A 20,698-nucleotide genomic window follows, 5' to 3' on the forward strand; every position below is an offset into this window, starting at 1 on the left:
CGATCACGGGGTCCTGATGACCTTGAGCGCTGGTCCATCGACCGTGTGTGCGCGTACCTGCACCCATGGGAAGCATCGCGCGGCTGCCCTTGAGATGTTACCGCTCATTAGGGGTAGTCGAGCCAGCGCTTACATGCTATTAACCAGCCGCTCGCGGAGGGGATGCACGTCTCACTCGAATGGGCGGAAACCGCCCACCAAATGGGAGTGGCCCGTCCAGAAACTGGACGGGCCACTCACCGGCTGTGTCTTACTTGCCGGCCTTCCTACGCTGAACGCGCGTCCGGCGCAGCAACTTGCGGTGCTTCTTCTTCGACATGCGCTTACGGCGCTTCTTGATCACAGAGCCCATCGTGAGCGCTCCTTCCTTCGTCGTCGGTCACGCTGCCCGGCGCAGCGTCCAACGGGTGGAGCGCACAGGCACGAGCGGTCTTCCAGGGTACTCGCGCCCCGGAAGACGCCCTCGGGCGGGCACGTCGTACCCCGCGAAACGGGCCTCAGCCCACGTCGAAGTACGCGCCCTGCAGATATTCGTGAACGGCCTTTTCGGGCACTCTGAACGACTTCCCGACGCGCACCGCGGGCAACTCGCCCGAGTGAACCAGTCGGTAGACGGTCATCTTGGAGACCCGCATCAGCGTGGCCACCTCGGCGACCGTCAGGAACTGGACCTGGCCCACTGAGGGCAGATCGTCTTTCTTGTTCGGCGGCATGATTCACCGTGTCCTTCGACACGTGTCGCGCCACGAGGCTTCCCCACCTGTGGTATCGACACGCACGTGCTCTCCTGAGAGTAGCGGGACACGTGTGGCCAAAGCGACGCGAGTCACCGAGATGGGCCCGTCCGACTACGCGATCAGTCATCTACTTGCGCCGGTTCGAGGACACACGCGAGCGAGTGCCCCCGCAAGTAGATGACTAATTGCGGGGGTCGTGGGCGGCGCCCAGCTCGGTCGAGCGGTCCTTGGCGGCCTCGATGGCGGCCAGGAGCGCCGCGCGGACGCCGTGCTTCTCCAGCTCGCGGATGGCGTTGATGGTCGTCCCGGCGGGCGAGGTGACGGCTTCGCGCAGCAGCACCGGGTGTTCGTCGGACTCGGCGAGCATCTTCGCCGCCCCGACCGCCGACTGGATGATCAGCTGCCCGGCGAGCGCGCGGGGCAGGCCGAGCAGGATCCCGGCGTCGATCATGGCCTCGACCAGGTAGAAGAAGTACGCGGGCCCGGAACCGGACAGCGCCGTGACGGCGTCCTGCTGCGACTCGGGCACTTCGACGACCTGCCCGACGTGCGACAGCAGTTCCTTCACCACCGCGATGTGCTCGGCGGTCGCGTGCGCGCCCGCGGAGACCGCGCTCATCGCCTCTCCGACGAGCATCGGGGTGTTCGGCATGACCCGGACCACCGGGACGCCCTCGGCCAGCCTGCGCTCGTACAGGGCGGTCGGCAGGCCCGCGCACAGCGAGACCACCAGCGACTCCGCGCCGAGCAGCGGCGCGAGCTCGTCCAGCACCGGTTCGATGTCCTGCGGTTTGACCGCGACGACCAGCACGTCGGCCCGGCGCGCGGCGTCGGCGACGGTGACCCCGTGTACGCCGTAGCGTTCGGTCAGCTCGGCCGCGCGCGCCGGATAGCGCTCGGTGAACAGCAGGTCGGCGGGGCTGTGTCCGCCGTGCAGCAGGCCCGAGAGCAGGGCTTCCCCGATCTTCCCGGCACCCAGAACCGCGATCACAGTCATGCGCTTCAGCGTGCCAAACGGCCGCTAGGCTCCAGGCGCCGGGGCAAGCGCCAGCTGCCGCGCCTGGCAGACGAGCCTGCCCTGCGAGTCGACCACGAGCGCGTCCGAGTCGAACCAGGCCTCGTGCACCGACTGGCTCTGGACGAGCACCCGCAGCCAGCCCGGCGCCGGCCGCGTGCGCAGCAACGCGGTCAGCTGCACGGTCGGTGCCCAGCCGACCCGGCCGAGGTTGTAGACCACCGGCGGGTTCACGTCGCTCGCGAGCAGGGCGAAGTACGGATCCGCGAGCCCGTGCCTCGGCCGGACCCACAGCCGGATCCTCGGCGGGTCGCCGATCCGGCCGTGCAGGTAGCCGACGCTCGCGGGATCGAGCCGGACCTCGCAGCCCTTCGCGAGGTTGAACAGGCCTTCCGAGGTCTCGCCGGTCACGGGTACCGCGCCGGGCGGCGGCTCCGCGGGCATGGCGGGGACGTCGGTCCACTCCGGGCGCCGCATCGGCAGCCGCCCGGTGGTCACCCTGGCCTCGACGCAACTGCGGCCCCGCTGCTCCAGCGTGACCGCGACGACCGAGGACCGCCTTCCGACCTTCCGGACGTCCATGCGCAGCAACACCGGCCCCACCGCCGGGGGGTGCAGGAACTCCGCGCTGATCGCCAGCGGCTCGGACGGCGGCTCACCGCGTTCTTGGAGGAAGGTCAGGGCGGCCCGGGCCATCAGGGCCATCAGGAAGCCGCCGTGGGGGTGTCCACCGATCGACCATTCGGTCCGGAGGACCGCCGTGAAAGTGCCGTCACCCAGTGATCTCGTCGCGCACGCCGCGTCGAAGGAGGTGCTCGTTTCGTCGGCCGCGCTCACCGAGCACTGACCCAGGCCACGAGCCGATCCATCGGGGTGCGGGAGATCAACAAGCGCAGCTGGTTCACGGTCGGAACTTTACGTGTACCAGCGCCTGGAGCGCAGGGAGGAATGAATCTCCGCACTCGGAGACGATCTTTGTCACTGACCGAGGTGAAGCCTCGCGAACAGGAGTGACTCCGCGAGGTCCCGTGACCGCCGTGCCGCGCTCGGCGACCGCCGGGTGTTGATCTCCAGCACGATCTGCCCGGAGAAATCGCTGTTCACGAGCTTTTCGAGCAGTTCGGCGCAGGGCTCGATCCCGCGTCCGGGCACCAGGTGCTCGTCCTTCGGCAGGCCCGTTCCGTCGGCCAGATGGACGTGCGCGAGCCCGGAACCCATCCGTTCGGCGAGCGCGAGGGCGTCCATCCCGGCTGCCGCTGTATGGGACAGGTCGAGCGTGTAATGGCGAAACCCTACGTCCGTAGGGTCGATCGACGGACGGAACGCCGACACGCGGGCCGTCCGGGAGCCGCCGGGCGGGCGGACCTTGAACATGTTCTCGACCGCGATCTCGATCCCGCTGGCTTCTTCGAGCTCGTCGACGAGGTCACCGAACGCGTCGCCGTAGCGGCGCTGCCACCGGAACGGCGGATGCACCACGACCGTGCGCGCGCCGAGTTCCTGTGCCGCGTCCACGGACATCCGGAGGCGCACCTCGGGATCCGGCGACCACACGCGCTGGGTGATCAGCAGCGAGGGCGAGTGGATCGACAGCACCGGCACGCCGGTGCGGCGCGACCAGCGGCGCAGCGCGGAGACGTCCTGGCTGACCGGGTCCGCCCAGACCATCACCTCGACACCGTCGTAGCCGAGGTCGGCGGCCAGCTCGAACGCCGCGCCCGCCCCCAACGGCCAGACGGACGCCGTCGAGAGGCCTACCGGAATCTGCTGAACCATTCCGGCATCCTTCCCGAGGCCGCTAACGCGCGACCAGCAGGAGTGCGGCCGGTGAGACCGTCACCACCAGTCCGACCAGTACCGCGAGCACCAGGGTCTGGAGATCCTCCGCCTTGCGGATCTTCCGGACGATCCACACCAGCGCGACGATCACCAGCAGCGCGGCGACCAGCGCGGCGGCGGGGATGTTCACCCACAGCCAGTTGAAGCCCAGCCAGACACCGGCGCCGCCCACGACACCGAGGGCGAGCTGACCGGCCAGTGCCAGCCACTGCTTCCCCGGCGAGGCCTTCTCGGCGGGCGCCGCGGGCTCGTCGTCCTCGACGACCTCCTCGGCGCTGTCGTCGTAGTCGTCCTCGTACTCGTCGGCGCGGTAGCCGTAGTCGTCGCGGCCGAAGTCCGGGTACGCCGGGTCGGCGAACTCGCGCTCGTACTCGTCGAGGTTGTCCTGCCGGTCGCGGTCGTCGAGCGAATGCGGCGGCACGAACGGCATCGGCGCCGGGTGGCCCATGGTGGGCGGACCGGCGTCGAACGGATCCGGCTCGGGGTCGGCATCCGGTTCGACGGGCGCGACCGGGGGCGGCACCGGCGGGATCCCGCCGATCTCGGTGTCCTCGGACTGCACCTTCTGCCTGCGCTTGCGCCAGCCGGCGAGGCCGGCGGGCGGTGCCGGAGGCTCGACGGGCGCAGGGGCCTCGGGTTCGGGCGCCGCTTCGTCGCCGACGGCGGCGAACTGTTCGGTGCTCGGCTCGGCCTTCGGCTGGGGTGGGCGCGCCGCGGGACGGCGGCGCCGCGCCGGCTGGGCGGGCGGCGTCGCGAACGCGCCGCTCGCCATCGGACCCGGCTGGTCCTGCACGTCTTCGGCCGGAGCGTCGAGGCCACCGTCGAGCCTCGCCGACAGCCCGGACGACGGGGGCCCGGCGGGCGGCTCGGGGCGACGGCGGACCGGCGGCACCGCGCCGCGGGTCTCCTCCGGGCCTGCCGGGCGGGGACGGCCACGCGGGGGCAGGCCCTCGGAGTCCGGCGGACGCTGCTGGTAGCCGGACTGCTCCTGCGGCGGAGTCGGCCGGACGAACTGACCGGATTGCTGAGGCGGCTGCGGCGGACGCTGCTGGTAACCGCTCTGCTCCTGCGGCGGAGTCGGCCGCAGGAACTGACCGGATTGCTGAGGCGGCTGCGGCGGACGCTGCTGATAGCCGCTCTGCTCCTGCGGCGGGCGCACCGGCGGCGTCTGCCGGGTCGGGGTGGACGCGACGTCCGGCGGCACCGGCAGCGGCGCGGAGTCCTGCTGCGGAAGCGGACGCGGACCGGAGTCCTGCTGCGGCTGCGGAAGCGGGCGCGGTGCGGAGTCCTGCGGGCGCGAGCGGCGCGGCGGACGGTTGGGCGGCGGCGGGGTGTCGCCGGACACCCTGTCGATGATCGCCTGGGGCGCGGTGTCGCTCACCGACGGCGCGCGCCGTCCGCGAGTGGGCTCGGGAGCCTCGTCGTCGTCGGCCGCGCGGCGTCGCCTGCGGCGCCCGCCCTCGGGCTGGGCTCCGTGCTGCGCGAGCAGCTCCGCCACGGTCTTCTGTGGCTGGCCGCTCTCTGTCTCGTCCGTCATACCGTGCTGTCCAATGCGCGCTCAAGCCGTTGCGAACCGGCACGCGACGGGGCATCGGCGGCGTCGCACGCGCTGTCCACCGTCATCCGCATCTCCGTCACCTTTTCACCGTGCCCGTTCTCCGTCGACTAAGTCCAGTCGGGCGCTGCCGCCCACAGTCTCGTCCGCACCGTTCGAATGGTCCAGCCGTCGAAGGATGACACCTTCTCGCAGCGCCCACGGACAGATCTCCAGTTCTTCCAGGGAAAGCGCCCGCATGGTGGCTTGTGCGACGAGCGCGCCCGCCACCAGCTGATGCGACCGGCTCGCGCTGACCCCCTCGAGTTGTGCCAGGTCATGGGCGGTCATCCGGGAGATGAACGCGATGAGCTGGCGCAACGCGGTGTCGGTCAGGGTACGGCGCACATGCGGCCCGCTGGCCGACGGCGCCGCTCCGGTCAGCCGGGCGAGCGACCGGAACGTCTTCGACGTCGCCACGACACGATCGGGTTCACCCAATTTGGCGACCTTCTTCGCGAGCGGGGCGAGTTGTTCTTCGAGCCACGCCGAAGTCGCGATGAGCTCCGACCTGGTGGGCGGGTCGTGCTGGAACCGCGTCCGGGTGGTCCGGCCGGCACCCAACGGCAGCGATTCGGCCAGATCCGGTTCCTCGTCACGACCCATCGCGATTTCCAGCGAGCCGCCGCCGATGTCGAGCACCAGCAGCTTCCCCGCCGACCAGCCGAACCAGCGGCGGACCGCGAGGAAGGTGAGCCGGGATTCGTCGATCCCCGAAAGCACCTTCAGTTCGACGCCGGTCTGTTCCTGGACCTTCGCGAGCACCTTCGGGGCGTTCTTGGCTTCGCGGACCGCGGAGGTGGCGAACGCCATGACCTCTTCGCAGCCGAGCCGAGCCGCGGCCGCCTTCGCCGATTCGACCGCTCGCACGAGGCTGTCCGCGCCCGCGCGGCTCAGGTCGCCGTTGCGGGTGATCTGCTCGGCGAGCCGGAGGACGGCCTTTTCGGAATGCATCGGGGTCGGGTGGGCGCCACGGTGGGCGTCGACCACGAGCAGGTGGACGGTATTGGAACCGACGTCGAGTACCCCTAGGCGCACGAGCGTCTACGGTACCCGCCCCCACGTCAGGTCACGAAACCGTAACCGTGATCTGTATCGCAGGAGGCGGGTACCGGCCCTGTCACGTCTCGAACTTGTAGCCCAGGCCACGCACCGTGACCAGGTGCCGGGGCGAACCGGGGTCCGGTTCGATCTTCGAGCGCAGGCGCTTCACGTGGACGTCCAGCGTCTTGGTGTCGCCGACGTAGTCCGCACCCCACACCCGGTCGATCAGCTGCCCGCGGGTGAGCACGCGGCCCACGTTGCGCAGCAGGTACTCGAGCAGGTCGAACTCCTTCAGCGGCAAGGAGACCTCCTGGCCGTCGACGGTCACCACATGCCGCTCGACGTCCATCCGCACCGGCCCGGCGGCCAGCACCAGCGGCGCCAGATCGCCTTCGGAGCCCGGCTCGCCACCGCGGCGCAGCACCGCCCGCACCCGCGCGATGAGCTCACGGGCCGAGTACGGCTTGGTGACGTAGTCGTCGGCGCCGAGTTCCAGGCCGACGACCTTGTCGATCTCGCTGTCGCGCGCGGTCACCATGATCACCGGTACCGCGGAACGCTGCCTGAGCTGTTTGCAGACGTCCGTTCCGCTCATCCCGGGGAGCATGAGATCGAGCAGGACGATGTCGGCGCCGTTGCGGTCGAACTCCTCGAGCGCCTGCTGCCCCGTCACGGCGACGGCGGCGGTGAAGCCCTCCTTGCGGAGCAAGAACGCGAGCGGGTCGGCGAACGACTCTTCGTCCTCGACGATGAGAACCCTCGTCACAGGTTTCCTCCATGGTCGGGGCTTTCTTGCCCTGTTGCCACGAGACGGGGTGTCCGCTCGGGGGTCTTCTCCGGCCGGGACACCGGCGGAGCCTGTTTCGCGGCCGCGGCCGGTTCGGCGGGGATGTGCGCGGGGATCCGCAGCGTGAACGTCGACCCGGTGCCGGGACGGCTCCACAGGCCGACCGAACCGCCGTGGTTGGCGGCCACGTGCTTGACGATCGCCAGCCCCAGCCCGGTGCCGCCGGTCGCCCGGGACCGTGCCTTGTCCGCGCGGTAGAACCGCTCGAAGACACGCTGCTGTTCGTCCTCGGCGATGCCGATACCGCGGTCGGTCACCGCGATCTCGACCTTCCCGTCGACCAGCCGCCTGCTGATCGACACCGGGCTGCCCGGCTGCGAGTACGCGACGGCGTTCTCCAGCAGATTCGACAGCGCGGTGACCAGCAGCGTCCGGTCGCCCTCGACGAGGAGCCCGCTGGCCGCGTCGGTGGTGATGGTGATCTCGGCGGATTCCGCCGAAAGCGTCGTCCTGCCGAGCGCCTCGCGGACGACGGCGTCGACCTCGACGACGTTGAGGTCGGGCAGCCGCTCGGCGCCCTGGAGCCGCGACAGCGCGATCAGTTCGGTGACGAGCTGGCCGAGCCGCGTCGATTCGCGGAGGATCTTGCCGCCGAAGCGGCGGACCTCCTCGGTGTCTTCCGCGGCGTCGAGGACGGCCTCGGTGAGCAGCGCGATCGCGCCCACCGGCGTCTTCAGTTCGTGGCTGACGTTCGCTACGAAGTCCCGCCGGACGGCTTCGAGACGGATCGCCTCGGAGTGGTCGACGGCCTCGACCACGGTGAACCCGTCGCCGAGCGGGCGGACCTCGCCGTGGACGGCCTCGGGCTGACGCCCCCTCGCCTCCAGCGGGGAGAGGTCGATCTCCATCGGCTCGTCGGTCTCGACCACCTGCTCGGCGGCCTTGCGGGCCCGCGGATCGGCCTGGTTGACCTTCACCAGGCCGAGCTCGTAGGCGCGCGGGTTGTGCAGGACCATGTCGCCGAACTTGTTGAGCACGACGACGCCGTTGTTGCTCGACCGCACGAGGCGTTCGAGCAGTTCGGCCACGGTGGGGCCGGTCGGTCGCCGCTCTTCGCGGCGGGCGCGGCCCCTCGCGATCAGGAAGCCGAAAACCACACCGACGATCAGTCCGCCGAGGGCCATGGCGAGTGCAACAGGCGTGGTCACAGGGGAATCGTAAGCGCGTGGGTAGTCTTTTGGCCTAGTCCCGGCCGCGTACTCGTGATGCCTATGACACCTGGGGACACCCTGTTCGCCTGCAGGTCAGGCCTCGTTCACGTGACCGAGACCTCCCGGGTGAGACGGGTCACCCGAAACGGGGACAGCGGCACCCTCTCGTGCCCGGATTCCGACTTTCGTCGTGACCTTCCGAACCCGCTCACTGGTGAATAGCCACGTTCCCGTCACGGGTGCCGGGGAATGTTGGAAGACTGTCGCCGTGGAACTCGTCAGTGACATCTCCCTGATTCGCGGAGAAGAAGAGCTGTTCGACCGGACGGCTCATCTGTTCGTCGCGGCGACCGACATCGCGTGCGCGGCCGACGACCTCTACACCTGGGCGCTTTCCCGGCCTTCACTCACGCGGCAGGGCGAACGGCTGGTGCGCGACAAGCGGATCCGCAAGCTGTACCGCCCCGGCGTCCTGCTGAACGAGCAGACCGCGGAGCACCTGCATCACCTGTCCGGACTCGGCGCGCAGATCCGCATCGGCACCGAGGAGATCAACGAGACGATCCTGCTCGACGAGCGGGTCGCGATCATGGCCGGAGACGAGGGCAAGGCGGTGCGCTCCTACAGCGTCATCTCGCGCCCCGAGCTGGTGCAGGGCATCCTGTCGCTGTTCGAAACCGCCTGGCTGGCGTCCACCACCCTGGAGACGTTCGACGCGCGGTTCGCCGACATCCGGATGGAGGCACCGCAGATCCTCGAGTTCCTGACCACCGGCTGCAAGGACGAGAAGGCCGCGAAGAGCCTCGGCATGGGCGTGCGCACCTATCAGCGTCGCGTCTCGGAGCTGCTGGTCGCGCTCGGCGTGACGTCGCGGCTCCAGGTCGACGCGCGGGCGCGGGAACTCGGCCTCTTGTGAAGCGCTGGGCGGGGCTCGCGGTGGTGCTCGCGCTCGCGGGCTGCACCACCGCGGTCTCCGGCACCGCCGGGCCCGAGCCGGAAACCCCGCCCTCGAACCTCGCGCTCGTCGACCCCGCGCGGACGGCCTCCGTGCTCACGGCGGTGAAGACGGCCACCGAAGCGGTGTTCTCCTACGACAGCACGGCCGTGCCCGCCTACGAGAAGGCGCTCGCCGACAACCTGACGCCGGGCGCGCGTGACGAGCTGGCGAAACTGTTCGCCGAGGTCCGGAAATCGGCGGAACCGATCAAACTCGTGACGAGGGTGATCGTCTCGGCCGCGGCCGAGGAGACGCCGGACAAGGCGCGGGTGCTGACGGTGCTCGACCAGAGCAGCACCAGGGCGGGTGCGACCAGCAAGGGCATCGCGTCGGTGCTGCTCGCGACCGTGCGCGAAGGCGACCGCTGGCGGATCGACAAGGTCGAGGTGAATCCGGCGGCGTCGCCGCCCGCGGCGGAGAAACCGGGCGCCGGCGACCGAGTGTTCGCGAGGGTGCGGGATTCCGCCCGCGACGGCGCCCTCCGCGCCGCGGAGGCCCTGCTGAACGTGGACCCGGCCGACCCCGAAGGCACGTACGCCCGCTACGAGTCCGTGTCGACCGGGCCGTTGCTGACCCAGTTCCGGCAGGACAAGGCGGCGCGGCTGAACCAGATCCGGTCCGGGGGCGCGAAGGCGTCCCTGGCGCCGAACCCGGCCACCGCGGTCATGGAGGTCGTGGACGACAAGGCGAGCGTGCTGCTCTTCGCGACGACGGACGTCAAGGACGCGGCCGGGCAGGCGACGAAGCGGCACCTGCCGATCGTCCTGCGCCTCCAGCGGCTGCCCGAGGGCTGGAAGGCCGCGGGGGTCGAATCGGTCCAGCCTCTCCCCTGAACGCAATTCGTCCTCTGAATGCGGTGGTTCGAGAGCGAACTACCGCGTTCAGAGGACGAAATGCGTTGGGTTGTCTAGCGACCCTGGTTCGCGACGGCGGCCGCGGCTTCCTTGGCGGCCTCCGGGTCCAGGTAGGTCCCGCCGGCGGTGACCGGCTTGAGGTCTTCCGTGAGGTCGTAGCGCAGCGGGATGCCGGTCGGGATGTTGAGCCCGGCGATCGCGTCGTCGGAGATGCCGTCGAGGTGCTTCACCAGCGCGCGCAGCGAGTTGCCGTGCGCGGCGACCAGCACGGTCTTGCCGGCGCGCAGATCCGGCACGATCGCGGACTCCCAGTACGGCAGCAGCCGCGCGACGACGTCCTTGAGGCATTCGGTCAGCGGGGCGGCGTCACCGAGGTCGGCGTAGCGCGCGTCGCCCACCTGGCTGAACTCGTCGGCCGGGTCGATCGGGGGCGGCGGGGTGTCGTAAGAGCGGCGCCAGAGCATGAACTGCTCCTCGCCGAACTCGTCCAGGGTCTGCTTCTTGTTCTTGCCCTGCAGCGCGCCGTAGTGCCGCTCGTTGAGGCGCCAGTCGCGCTTGACCGGGATCCAGTGCCGGTCGGCGGCGTCGAGCGCCAGGTTGGCGGTCGAGATCGCCCGGCGCATCAGCGACGTGTGGACGACGTCCGGCAGCAGACCGGACTCCGCGAGGAGCTGCCCGCCCTTGCGCGCCTCCTGTTCGCCCTGCTCGGACAGCGGCACGTCCACCCAGCCGGTGAACAGGTTTTCGGCGTTCCACGTGCTCTGCCCGTGACGCAGCAGCACCAGAGTCCCAAGCTCAGCCATGGGGTTCAGCCTGCCAGAGTGAGCGGAAGCGCCGGTCAGAGGGCCGCGCTTCGCCTGGTTTCTACGGAGAGTGCGTTACCCGCAAGTAACACCTTCACCCGTCCAGAAGACGGGTTGCCAACAAGTCCCGATCTCCGGAAAACAGGCTGCACTCCGTTATCCCCGTTTTTGAATTTCACTCGAACGGAGTAACCGGTAGTCTTGTGATTACAGGTGGAGATCTGACAGGTTGACTACGTCCCGCGCGGCCGGATTCCACGCACTCCCCGGTTCGACGCGGGTGACGACCGCGACTCGTCTCCCCCCTGCCGAGTCGCGGCGCCCGCCGGCCCCGTTGGCATCCCCCTCGTCACCGGGTCCACCTTGGCGGGAACTTCAGCGGGGCGGCTCGAGATCGCGACTCCCCCCTCCCTCGAGCCGTCCCGCCTGTTCACTTTCCGGGGCCCTCGTTCGTGACAGGTATCCCCTGCCGTGCCGGCGCGGCCATTTCGCGTGATCGAACGGACGACACGCGTGCTGGGATGGACGACACGCGTGATTGAGTGGACGGCACTCCGGCCGCGATCGTGTCGTCCGCCGGATCACGCGTGTCGTCCGTTCAGTCACGTGACGTCGCCGGAACTGCGCCTCGGGGGCCTGGCCTGCTCAGTCCAGTGGGGGCGCGGACGGCAGATCCGAAGCGGTCGCCATCGCGGGCTCCGCCGGACGGCGCCGCTTGCGCAGCCACCACACCAACGCGGCCGCGGGGACGCCGAAGACCAGCAGGAACGGCGCCATCGCGCCGAGCACGGTCAGCAGGCCGCCGCCGAAGGTCAGGAACGCGTCCCAGCCGTCGGCCAGCCCGCCGAGGAACCCACTGCGGGATTGCTCCGCCGCCGCGACCGTCTCCGCCTTCACCTGCAGGGAAATCGTCGACATGGCGACACTTCCGGCCAGGCTTTCGCGCCGCTTCTGCAGCGACTCGAGCTCGGCCTCGCGGCTCGTCAGCTCGCTCTCGACCGAGGCAATCTCCGAGACCGACGTCGCCCTCGCGAGCAGCGCGCGGATGCGCTCGACGCTCGCCCGCTGGGTGGCCAGCCGCGAATCGACGTCGACCATCTGCTCGGTCACGTCCGTCGCGGTGACCTCGCGTTTGATCTGTTTCCCGAGCTTCCCCAGCTGGTCCAGCACCCCGTCGAGACGCTCGGCGGGCACGATGACGTTGACCGACGCCCGCTTCTCCTGTGTGCTCTCCTGCCCCGTGTAGCCGGCGGCGCCCTGGGTGATGACGCGCACCTGCGAGATCACGTCGGCGACGTTCGGCGCGGTGAGCTCCAGGCTCGCCGTGCGCACCAGCTTGCGGTCGGCGATGCCCGGCTGCCCCGCCGGCGCCGGGGCCTTCCCCGAACCCGCCTTGCTGTCGGGCGCTTCCTTGTTCGCCGGCCCTTGGTTCGGCCCACCTTGGTTCGGCACGGCCTGCTTGGTGTCGGCCGACATCGGCATCCCGGCGGATTCACTGCTGCCGCCGGAATCGTTGGCCGAACAGCCCGCCAGTGCCAGCACGATGCCGGCGGCGGCGACCCATCTCATTCGCTTGCGCATCAAGACCGTCTCCCTCCAGTGTCGCGGAAAGAGACGGAGCCGGGCTCAGGCCCGTTGCACCATTCGGGTCACGAGTCGGTCAAGGCTCCGGGTTCGTGTCCGTTCGAAGGCTCGACGAGATGTTTGAACGCCTGCAGGTTCGCCAGCGACTCGCCGCGGGAAACGCGCCAATCCCACTCGCGTTTGATCGATTCCGCGAATCCGAGTTCCAGCAACGTGTTGAAATCGCCGTCGGCGGCTTCGAGCACCTGTCCGAGGATCTTGTCCAACTCGGACTCGGTGACGGTGTCCAGGCCGAACCGGCCGACCAGGTAGATGTCGCCCATCGCGTCCACGGTGTAGTGCACGCCGTACAGCTTCGCGTTACGGCGCAACAGAAACCGGTAAACGTCCTCATGGGACTCATCGGGGCGGCGGCAGACGAAGGCTTCGACGGCGAATGCGTGATCCCCGGCGACCAGCCAGCAGTTGGTCTGCAACTTCTTGGTACCGGGCAAGGTGACGAAGTACTTTCCCTCGCCACGCCTTTCGTATTCCAGGCCCGCATTGTCCAAAGAGGACCGTAAGGTCTCGTCGAGCGTCAAACCGCCACCTCCGCGCGCTGTTCGAGGGCACGCCGGAACGCGCCGGTCGCCTGAGCGTACGTGTCCAGCAGCCGGTCCGTCGTACGGCGCCAGGAGAAGCGCCGCGCGTGGACGACGGCGTTGGCCGAAAGTTCGGCACGCCAGCCGGGCCGCAGCGCGACGTTCGCGAGCGCGCCCGCCCAGTCCTTCGCGTCGTGCGAAGGCACGAGCAGCCCGGAGACCCCGTGCGGGACCGCGACCGGCAGCCCGCCGACCTCGGCCGCGATCACCGGTGTTCCGCAGGCCTGCGCTTCGAGCGCGACCAGCCCGAACGACTCGTTGTAGCTCGGCACGGCGACGATGTCGGCCGCGCGGTAGACGTTGACCAGCGACTGGCCGGGCTGCGGCGGCATGAACCGGGTCTGCTCCTCGATCCCGAGGGAGACGGCCAGTTCACGCAGGGCCTGCGGCTGCTCCAGTCCGGTCCCGGACGGGCCGCCGACGATCAGCACCACCAGCCGCGACGCCAGCTCCGGCCGCTCGCGCAGCAGTTCGGCCGCGGCCAGCAGGAGGACGTCCGGCGCCTTCAACGGCTGAATGCGGCCCGCGAAGGCCAGCACGATCGCGTCCTGCGGCAGGCCCAGCGCCCGGCGCGCGGCGGGCCGGGATCCGGGAGTGAACCGATCGAGGTCGACGCCGGGCGGGATGGCGTGCACGGCGTGCGGGTCGGCGTCGTACAGCTCGATCAGCTCGCGGGCCTCGACGCGGGTGTTCGCGACCAGGCAGTCCGCCTCCTCGACGACCTGCTCCTCGCCGATCACGCGGGTGCGCGGCTCCGGGGTGTCGCCCTCGGCGAGCGCGGCGTTCTTGACCTTGGCCAGGGTGTGCGCGGTGTGCACCAGCGGCACGCCCCAGCGGTCGCGGGCGAGCCAGCCCGCCTGGCCGGAAAGCCAGTAGTGCGAATGGATGAGGTCGTAGTAGCCCGGCTCGTGGAACGCCTCGGCCCGCAGCACCCCGGCGGTGAACGCGCACAGCTGCGCGGGCAGTTCGTCGCGACCCAGCGGCTCGAACGGCCCGGCCGGGATGTGCCGGACCACCACGCCCGGCGCCAGCTCGGCGACCGGGGGCTGATCCGAGGACGTCGCCCTCGTGAACACCTCGACCTCGACGCCGCGGCGGGCCATCTCGGTGGCCGTCTGGCTCACGTAGACGTTCATGCCACCGGCGTCGCCGGTACCCGGCTGCTCCAGCGGAGAGGTGTGCAACGACAGCACCGCGACGCGCCTGGGCGCGGCGTCGAACCCGTGCAGGGGGATCGTCACCTGGTCAACACTCCCGAAGTCCTACTGATCGGCGAACCGGCGCAGTAGATCACCGAACTCGTCCGCCGCTTCGGCGAACGGCAGATGCCCCACCTCAGGTAGCCAACGCACGACAGCCCCCTGAATCTTCCCCGCCGCGTATTCCGCCGACGTCGGATCGATCACAGCATCCGCGAGACCATGGACGATAAGTGCCGGTTTGTCCAGATCGCGAAGGACGTCCTCGCTCCCGACGTCGCGCCGGAAGAGCGCGGAGCGCACCGCGGGCGGAGTGGAAAGGCACGCGCCGAGCAAGGACTGGGTGAGCGTGCCCGACACGGGGGCGGCGGTCATCCGCTCGCTGAACTGCACCAACGCGGGGATCGCGACCGCCGGATCGTCCGCCAGCACCGCCGGGATGGCCTCACGCATGGCGGGCCCGACCTTGCCGCCGGGCCGGTTCTTGCCGATTTCTGTGATGGCGCCCACAAAAACGACGCCGCCGAGCCTCGACGAGCCGTGCACGCGGAGGTAGTCGGTGATCACCAGCCCGCCGTAGGACCAGCCGACGACGATGGCGTCGTCACCGGCGAAGTCGAGGACCGAGGCGAGATCTTCGGCCCAGACCCGCGGATCGTCGTAGCCGGCGGAGGGCACCTCGGAATCGCCGTGACCGCGCAGATCCATCGCGACCAGGCGGAACCGCTCACTGAGCGCGGGATCCGCCATCTGCGGCGCCCAGGCCTTGGCGGACTGGGCCCAGCCGTGCACGAACACGATCGGACGGGTGTTCTCGGCGCCCTCGACCCACAAGCCGATGCGGGTCCCGCCGTAGCCGACTACCTCGGTCTTCATGGGCGTCAGCCTAGGAGGTTCCGGTATGCGTGGGCTCGTGAGTGGCAAGGACGGTTCTAACCGTCCTTGCCACTCACGAGGCCAAAGGGGCTACTTGATCGCCGAGAGGGCCTTCCAGGACTTCCAGTCGTAGAACCAGTCCTTGACGTCCGATTTGGTCGGGCTGCCCAGTTTCGAGCCGGTGATCTCGACCGGGTCGCCGATCATCGCCGTGTCGAAGTACTTCTTCGCGTCCGCGTCGAGCAGGTTCACGCAGCCGTGCGAGGTGTTGGCCTTGCCGATGTTCGCCGCGTTGTCCTGGTTCTCGTGGATGTACTCGCCGTTGTTCGAGATCCGGCAGGCCCACTTCTTGTTGACGTTGGTGTAGCCGTAGCGCGCGTTGTCGAACCGCGCCGTCGGCTCCTTCGTCATCACGATGAACGTGCCGTTCGGGGTGTTGCGCTGGACGTCGGAGTCGAGGCCGTTCGAGCACGGGTAGCTCGCCGATTCCGACCCGCCCCGGTAGACCTTCATCACATGGTCCGGCGTGTTGATCTTGACCACCTGGTTGCGGCCGATCTTGAACTCGGTGGTCACGTCGGCCTTGCCGTACGCGCCGCCGCCGAGCGCGACACCGTAGAGCTTCGCCTCGACGCTGACCTTGATGTTGGCGGGCCAGTACTCCTTGGGCCGCCAGTCGACCTGCGTGTCCGACAGCCAGCCCCAGGAGCCCTCGACGTCCTTGTCGGTCTTCACCTTGAGCGCCTTCTCGGCGGCCGCCTTGTCCTTGACCGGGGACGCGAACTTCACGCTGATCGGCATCGCGACGCCGACCTCGGCGTCGTCGGTCGGGTTCAGCGTGGCGCGAATCTCCTTGGCGGGCTTGACCGTGCTGAACGAGCCCTTGAACTCGGCAGGCTTGTTGTCGCTGCCGGTGGCCTTCGCGGCGTAGGTGTACGTCTTGCCGTAGCCGAGGACCTCGGTGCTGGTCCAGGTGAGCCCGTCGGGCGAAAGTTCACCCTTGACGTCCTTGCCGCCGTCCCCGGTGACCTTGACCTCGGTGAGCTTGCCGTCGGCGACCTTCACCACGACCGGCGTCACCACGGAGGCGTCCTTGGCGTCGGCGGCGGGTTCGGCGGTGATCTTCGCGAGAGGGGCGGCGTTCTGCTCTCCGGCACCACTGCCTTCCGGCTTGGCGTTGCCGCCTTCACCACTGGAGCAGGCAGCGGCCAGCATGGCCGCCCCCGCGGCGAGCGCGGCCTTGAACACCGTGCGCCGTTCGATCACGTGTACCTCCCGTTAGCTCCCCGCGAGCCCCTACCCGCTCAGCGCTGGGAACCTCTCCGACGTTACCCGCGGCGGCGGAACTCACCCCGCGCCCCTCATGGGGATAGACGCACGAAGCCGGGGTGGGGTTGTTCACCCTCCCGCAATTCGTCACCTGCTTGCGATCTTTGCGCGTGCAAGGAGACCGCAAGTAGATGACGAATTGCGGGGGTCAGAGCGCGCAGTTGATCAACAGGGGTTCCGGGTGCAGCGAAACACCGAAGCGGGCCTCGACGCCATCGCGCACTTCGCGCGCCAAAGCGAGAAGATCCTCTGTCGAGGCCTTACCGCGGTTCGTGAGCGCGAGCGTGTGCTTGGTCGACAGCGAGACCCTGCCGCCGGGCCCTTCGTGACCCTTCACGAAGCCGGCCCGCTCGATCAGCCACGCGGCGGACAGCTTCGTGCCGCCGGGCGCCGGGTACTGCGGCACGCGCACGTCCTCGCCGACGACATCCACGATCCCCGCCAGCACCTTCGCCAGCCGCGCCTCGCCGATGATCGGGTTGGTGAAGAACGAGCCCGCGCTCCACGTGTCGTGATCGTCGGCGTCCAGGACCATGCCCTTGCCGCGACGCAGGCCGAGGACGGCTTCGCGAGCTTCGGCCGCCGGGACCCGGTCACCGATCTCGACACCGAGCGTGCGAGCGAGTTCGGCGTAGCGGATCGGGGCGGACAGGCCGTCTTCGGTTACCTTGAAGCGCACGGTGAGCACGACGCCCGCGTCGGTCCCCTTCAGGATCGACGTGCGGTAGCCGAAGCCGAGCTCTTCGGCGCTCAGGGTGCGGATTTCGCGGGTAGCGCGGTCGTAGAGGTCGACCGAGACCAGGGACTCGGCCACCTCGCAGCCGTACGCGCCGACGTTCTGGATCGGTGTCGCACCGACCGATCCAGGGATCCCGGACAGGCATTCGAGCCCGCCGACGCCCTTCGCGACCAGATCCTCGACGAAACCGTCCCAGCTCTCCCCCGCCGCGACCTCGACGAGATCCCCGTCACGTTTCCAGCCGGTGGTGCCGACCTTCAGCACCGCGCCGTCGAAGCCGTCGTCGGCGACGACGAGGTTCGAACCGCCGCCGAGCAGCAGGACCGGCTCACCCGCTTCGTCGGCCTCGCGGACCGCGTCGACCAGGGCCTCCACGGTCTTCGCCTCGGCATAACGCCGTGCCGGACCGCCGAGGCGCAACGTGGTGTGGTCGGCGAGGGTGGGAGTTTCGGCTGTGCTCACGCCCGTGAACGGTACTGTCTGGCGCCATGGCCTCCCGTATCGAGCACCGATCGACGTTCTCCGCAGACCTCGCGACCACGTTCGACGCGGTCGCCGGCGAGACGGCGCTGCGGGCGAGGCTGGAGCAGATCGGCGGCGACGACGCGGAGCTGCTGGAGTACGCCCCGGCCGGGGACGGCGTGCGCTACAAGCTGCGCCAGGGCATCAGCTCGGACAAGCTCCCGTCGGCCGTGCGGACGCTGCACCGGGGCGATCTGATCGTCGAGCGTGAGCAGACCTGGAAGACCGCCGGATCCGGCTACACCGGCACCGCGACGGCGTCGGTCTCCGGCGTGCCGGGCGAGATCACCGCGAAGACGTCGCTGACCGGCGAAGGCGAGCGGACGACGCTAGTCAACAGCGGCGAGGTCAAGGTGCGGATCCCGTTCGTCGGCGGGAAGCTGGAAGGCGTGATCGCCGAGCAGGTCACCAAGCTGTTGGAACGCGAGGCCGAATTCGTCGCGAAGTGGCTGGCCGAGCGCTGAAACCGGTCGGGGCACCGACACGGGGCACGACCAACCCCAACCGGCTCCGCCGCGTCGACCGCTGGCTCGCGAGCGACCCCGGCGTGACCGGGCTGCTGCATCGCGCGGACGAACCGCTAGTGGTGGACCTCGGCTACGGCGCCTCACCGGTGACCACGGTCGAGATGGCGCGCCGGCTGCGAACGGTCCGGCGTGACGTCCGAGTGCTGGGCCTGGAGCTGGACGCCGAACGGGTCGCCGTCGCGCAAACCGCCGTCGACCGGCCGTGGCTGGACTTCCGGCGCGGCGGCTTCGAACTCGCCGGGACGCGGCCGGTGCTGGTGCGCGCGTTCAACGTGCTGCGCCAGTACGACGAAGCCGAGGTCCCGGGCGCCTGGTCGCTGATGCTGGACGCGATGGCGCCGGGCGGGCTGCTCGTCGAAGGCACCTGCGACGAGATCGGGCGGCTCAGCACCTGGGTCGCGGTCGGCTCCGCCGGGCCGCGCAGCCTGACCCTGTCGGTCCATCTCGCCAGCCTGGAACGTCCGTCCACAGTGGCCGAACGATTGCCCAAGATTCTCATCCACCGCAACGTTCCCGGCGAACGCGTCCATGAACTGCTGTCCATTTTGGACATCTGCTGGGCGACGGCGGCGCCGCACCAGAACTTCGGTGTCCGTGCCCGCTGGGCGCATACCGTCCACCTGCTCACCGCCCGGGGCTGGCCGGTGCTGAACCGGCCGTCGCGGTGGCGGCTCGGTGAACTCACCGTGCCGTGGTCGTCGGTGGCCCCGGACTAGGAATTCACCGGTCGAACCCCGCTCCGTCACCCCAAAGCGACCTGCGGTGATCACCATGGAACCGTGGAACTGCTGGAGTACGTCACCGAGCTGCTCGAGGGCACGCTCGGATCGCCCTGGCTGTGGGTGATCGTGTTCCTCGTGTCCGGGTTGGACGCGCTCCTGCCGTTCATGCCGAGCGAGACCACCGTCATCACCGTCGCCGTCCTGATCGGCACGGACTTCTCCCAGCTGGCGCTGCTCGCGCTGGTCGCCGCGCTCGGGGCCTGGCTGGGCGACTGTCTCGGCTACACCGTCGGCGCGGCCGCGGGGCCGCGAGCGCTCGCCCGCCTGCAGCGCGGTCCGGACGGCGTCCGGCGCTACGAATGGGCGAAGATCCAGGTGCGGCGCAACGCCGTCCTGCTGATCCTCGCCGCCCGCTATCTGCCAGGAGGCCGGGTCGCGAGCGGCCTCGCCAACGGCAGCCTCGGCTACCCGCCGCGCAAGTTCGTCCCGCTGGACGCCCTCGGCGCGGGCATTTGGGCGGTGTACAGCGTCCTCATCGGTCTCGTCGGCGGAGCGGCCTTCGCGGACGAACCGGAGAAGGGTCTTCTGCTGTCCTTCGCGCTCGGCCTGCTGCTCGTCGCGGCGATCGAGGTCGGGCGGCGGGTCCGCGTCCGGATACTGACCCGGCGCCGCGCGGCGGCCGAGACCAGCGACAATGGAGTCCGTGTCGAACCCTGAACGTCGCTATGTGATCTCCTTCGGCTGCCCTGACCGCACCGGCATCATCGCCCGTATCTCGGGTTTCCTCGCCGAACACGGCGGGTGGATCGTCGAAGCGGCGTACCACACGGACCCCGACACCGGCTGGTTCTTCACGCGCCAGGTCGTGCGCGCCGACTCGCTCCCGTTCGACGCCGCCGAACTGCGCACCCGCTTCGCCGACGTCGCGAAGTCGCTTTCGGCCGAGTCGAGCTGGCAGGTCAGCGACACCGGTGAGCGGCGTCGCGCCGTGATCCTCGTCTCCAAAGCCGGGCACTGCCTCTACGACCTTCTCGGCCGGGTCGCCTCGGGCGAACTGGACGTCGACGTCGCCGCCGTCATCGGCAACCACGCTTCGCTGGGCGACATCACCCGCGCTCACGGCATCCCGTTCCATCACGTCCCGTTCCCCGCCGGTGACGCCGCGGCCAAGGCGCCCGCCTTCGCCGAAGTGCGGAAACTCGTCGACGAGCACGACCCGCACGCCGTCGTTCTCGCCCGGTTCATGCAGGTCCTGCCGCCGGAACTGTGCGAAGCCTGGGCCGGGCGGGCGCTCAACATCCACCACAGCTTCCTGCCGTCGTTCGTCGGCGCGCGGCCGTATCACCAGGCCCACGCGCGCGGGGTGAAGCTCATCGGCGCGACCTGCCACTACGTCACCGCGGACCTCGACGCGGGCCCGATCGTCGACCAGGACGTCATCCGCGTCGACCACGGCGACTCCGTCGAGGACATGGTCCGCAAGGGCCGCGACATCGAGAAGGTGACGCTGGCGCGCGGGCTGCGGTGGCACCTCGAAGGCCGCGTGCTGGTGCACGGGAACCGGACTGTCGTGTTCTAGTGGTTCCTGGCGGTGCGGACGGGTCGTACTCGGCCGCGCCCGCCCGTGCCGTCAGGGAGCACCTGGGCGCGAAGACCGCGGACAGACCCACAGGACAGC

Annotated in this window: 22 protein-coding genes; 6 read left to right on the top strand and 16 right to left on the bottom strand. The window is 69.8% G+C overall.

Translation table 11 applies throughout. The features are described from left to right. Nucleotides 1-250: 250 nt before the first annotated feature. From BLW75_RS21620 to BLW75_RS21660, 9 genes are all read right to left on the bottom strand, one after another. Nucleotides 251-352: a 30S ribosomal protein bS22 gene (locus BLW75_RS21620; protein ID WP_007030867.1), complete on the bottom strand. Its 102-nt coding sequence runs from the start codon at nucleotides 350-352 to the stop codon at nucleotides 251-253. A 145-nt stretch (nucleotides 353-497) separates the two neighbouring features. Continuing rightward, complete coding sequence (locus tag BLW75_RS21625) at nucleotides 498-713, bottom strand: helix-turn-helix domain-containing protein (protein ID WP_016330918.1); 216 nt, start codon at nucleotides 711-713, stop codon at nucleotides 498-500. Between the two features lie 205 nt (nucleotides 714-918). Beyond that, on the bottom strand, nucleotides 919-1,734 hold the full coding sequence (gene proC / locus BLW75_RS21630; RefSeq protein ID WP_034310572.1) for a pyrroline-5-carboxylate reductase: 816 nt from the start codon (nucleotides 1,732-1,734) through the stop codon (nucleotides 919-921). 24 nt (nucleotides 1,735-1,758) lie between these two features. After that, the gene (locus tag BLW75_RS21635; protein WP_034310570.1) at nucleotides 1,759-2,589 is read right to left on the bottom strand and encodes a thioesterase family protein; all 831 of its coding nucleotides are present in this window, start codon (nucleotides 2,587-2,589) and stop codon (nucleotides 1,759-1,761) included. A 141-nt stretch (nucleotides 2,590-2,730) separates the two neighbouring features. Continuing rightward, entirely contained in the window at nucleotides 2,731-3,528 is a 798-nt protein-coding gene (locus tag BLW75_RS21640) for a sugar phosphate isomerase/epimerase family protein (RefSeq protein ID WP_034310568.1), read from the bottom strand. 22 nt (nucleotides 3,529-3,550) lie between these two features. Beyond that, nucleotides 3,551-5,128, bottom strand: coding sequence for a hypothetical protein (locus BLW75_RS21645; protein WP_034310566.1), 1,578 nt, complete (start codon nucleotides 5,126-5,128; stop codon nucleotides 3,551-3,553). Between the two features lie 105 nt (nucleotides 5,129-5,233). Next, a complete protein-coding gene (locus BLW75_RS21650; protein ID WP_034310563.1) occupies nucleotides 5,234-6,223 on the bottom strand; it encodes a Ppx/GppA family phosphatase in 990 nt (329 codons plus the stop codon). Nucleotides 6,224-6,305: 82 nt separating this feature from the next. After that, entirely contained in the window at nucleotides 6,306-6,995 is a 690-nt protein-coding gene (locus BLW75_RS21655) for a response regulator transcription factor (RefSeq protein ID WP_034310560.1), read from the bottom strand. Then, nucleotides 6,992-8,224: a sensor histidine kinase gene (locus BLW75_RS21660; RefSeq protein WP_034310557.1), complete on the bottom strand. Its 1,233-nt coding sequence runs from the start codon at nucleotides 8,222-8,224 to the stop codon at nucleotides 6,992-6,994. The genes BLW75_RS21655 and BLW75_RS21660 overlap by 4 nt, the downstream gene beginning before the upstream one ends. Before the next feature lie 271 nt (nucleotides 8,225-8,495). Between BLW75_RS21660 and BLW75_RS21665 the strand changes: the two genes are divergently transcribed. Together BLW75_RS21665 and BLW75_RS21670 are read left to right on the top strand one after the other, a co-directional pair. Next, nucleotides 8,496-9,143, top strand: coding sequence for a hypothetical protein (locus tag BLW75_RS21665; RefSeq protein WP_034310555.1), 648 nt, complete (start codon nucleotides 8,496-8,498; stop codon nucleotides 9,141-9,143). After that, nucleotides 9,140-10,057 (top strand): hypothetical protein, encoded by a 918-nt coding sequence (locus BLW75_RS21670; RefSeq protein WP_034310554.1) that lies wholly within the window; start codon nucleotides 9,140-9,142, stop codon nucleotides 10,055-10,057. Before BLW75_RS21665 ends, BLW75_RS21670 begins: the two co-directional genes overlap by 4 nt. A 74-nt stretch (nucleotides 10,058-10,131) precedes the next feature. Here BLW75_RS21670 and BLW75_RS21675 read toward each other — a convergent pair whose 3' ends face one another. The 7 genes from BLW75_RS21675 to BLW75_RS21705 all read right to left on the bottom strand — a co-directional run bounded on the left by BLW75_RS21675 (nucleotide 10,132) and on the right by BLW75_RS21705 (nucleotide 17,711). Continuing rightward, a complete protein-coding gene (locus tag BLW75_RS21675; protein WP_034310552.1) occupies nucleotides 10,132-10,881 on the bottom strand; it encodes a phosphoglyceromutase in 750 nt (249 codons plus the stop codon). Between the two features lie 645 nt (nucleotides 10,882-11,526). Beyond that, nucleotides 11,527-12,462 carry a DUF4349 domain-containing protein gene (locus tag BLW75_RS21680; protein ID WP_034310549.1) on the bottom strand — a complete coding sequence of 312 codons (936 nt, stop codon included), beginning with the start codon at nucleotides 12,460-12,462 and terminating at the stop codon, nucleotides 11,527-11,529. Nucleotides 12,463-12,530: 68 nt separating this feature from the next. After that, on the bottom strand, nucleotides 12,531-13,046 hold the full coding sequence (locus BLW75_RS21685) for a type III secretion system chaperone family protein (RefSeq protein ID WP_034310547.1): 516 nt from the start codon (nucleotides 13,044-13,046) through the stop codon (nucleotides 12,531-12,533). Beyond that, nucleotides 13,043-14,347, bottom strand: a complete 1,305-nt coding sequence (gene mshA, locus BLW75_RS21690) for a D-inositol-3-phosphate glycosyltransferase (RefSeq protein WP_167373512.1) — start codon at nucleotides 14,345-14,347, stop codon at nucleotides 13,043-13,045. The genes BLW75_RS21685 and mshA overlap by 4 nt, the downstream gene beginning before the upstream one ends. 21 nt (nucleotides 14,348-14,368) lie before the next feature. Next, on the bottom strand, nucleotides 14,369-15,181 hold the full coding sequence (locus tag BLW75_RS21695; protein ID WP_034310546.1) for an alpha/beta fold hydrolase: 813 nt from the start codon (nucleotides 15,179-15,181) through the stop codon (nucleotides 14,369-14,371). A gap of 90 nt (nucleotides 15,182-15,271) precedes the next feature. Next, entirely contained in the window at nucleotides 15,272-16,447 is a 1,176-nt protein-coding gene (locus BLW75_RS21700; RefSeq protein WP_034310543.1) for a L,D-transpeptidase, read from the bottom strand. A gap of 211 nt (nucleotides 16,448-16,658) precedes the next feature. Continuing rightward, nucleotides 16,659-17,711 carry a UDP-N-acetylmuramate dehydrogenase gene (locus tag BLW75_RS21705; RefSeq protein ID WP_034310542.1) on the bottom strand — a complete coding sequence of 351 codons (1,053 nt, stop codon included), beginning with the start codon at nucleotides 17,709-17,711 and terminating at the stop codon, nucleotides 16,659-16,661. A gap of 26 nt (nucleotides 17,712-17,737) precedes the next feature. Between BLW75_RS21705 and BLW75_RS21710 the strand changes: the two genes are divergently transcribed. The 4 genes from BLW75_RS21710 to purU all read left to right on the top strand — a co-directional run bounded on the left by BLW75_RS21710 (nucleotide 17,738) and on the right by purU (nucleotide 20,599). Continuing rightward, a complete protein-coding gene (locus tag BLW75_RS21710; protein ID WP_034310540.1) occupies nucleotides 17,738-18,235 on the top strand; it encodes a DUF2505 domain-containing protein in 498 nt (165 codons plus the stop codon). Beyond that, complete coding sequence (locus BLW75_RS21715) at nucleotides 18,217-19,014, top strand: hypothetical protein (RefSeq protein WP_034310538.1); 798 nt, start codon at nucleotides 18,217-18,219, stop codon at nucleotides 19,012-19,014. The genes BLW75_RS21710 and BLW75_RS21715 overlap by 19 nt, the downstream gene beginning before the upstream one ends. Before the next feature lie 63 nt (nucleotides 19,015-19,077). Continuing rightward, complete coding sequence (locus tag BLW75_RS21720; protein ID WP_034310535.1) at nucleotides 19,078-19,737, top strand: DedA family protein; 660 nt, start codon at nucleotides 19,078-19,080, stop codon at nucleotides 19,735-19,737. Further along, nucleotides 19,715-20,599 carry a formyltetrahydrofolate deformylase gene (gene purU, locus BLW75_RS21725; RefSeq protein ID WP_198935716.1) on the top strand — a complete coding sequence of 295 codons (885 nt, stop codon included), beginning with the start codon at nucleotides 19,715-19,717 and terminating at the stop codon, nucleotides 20,597-20,599. The genes BLW75_RS21720 and purU overlap by 23 nt, the downstream gene beginning before the upstream one ends. Nucleotides 20,600-20,698 lie beyond the last annotated feature (99 nt).

It is taken from the genome of Amycolatopsis lurida (assembly GCF_900105055.1).
GTDB lineage: Bacteria > Actinomycetota > Actinomycetes > Mycobacteriales > Pseudonocardiaceae > Amycolatopsis > Amycolatopsis lurida.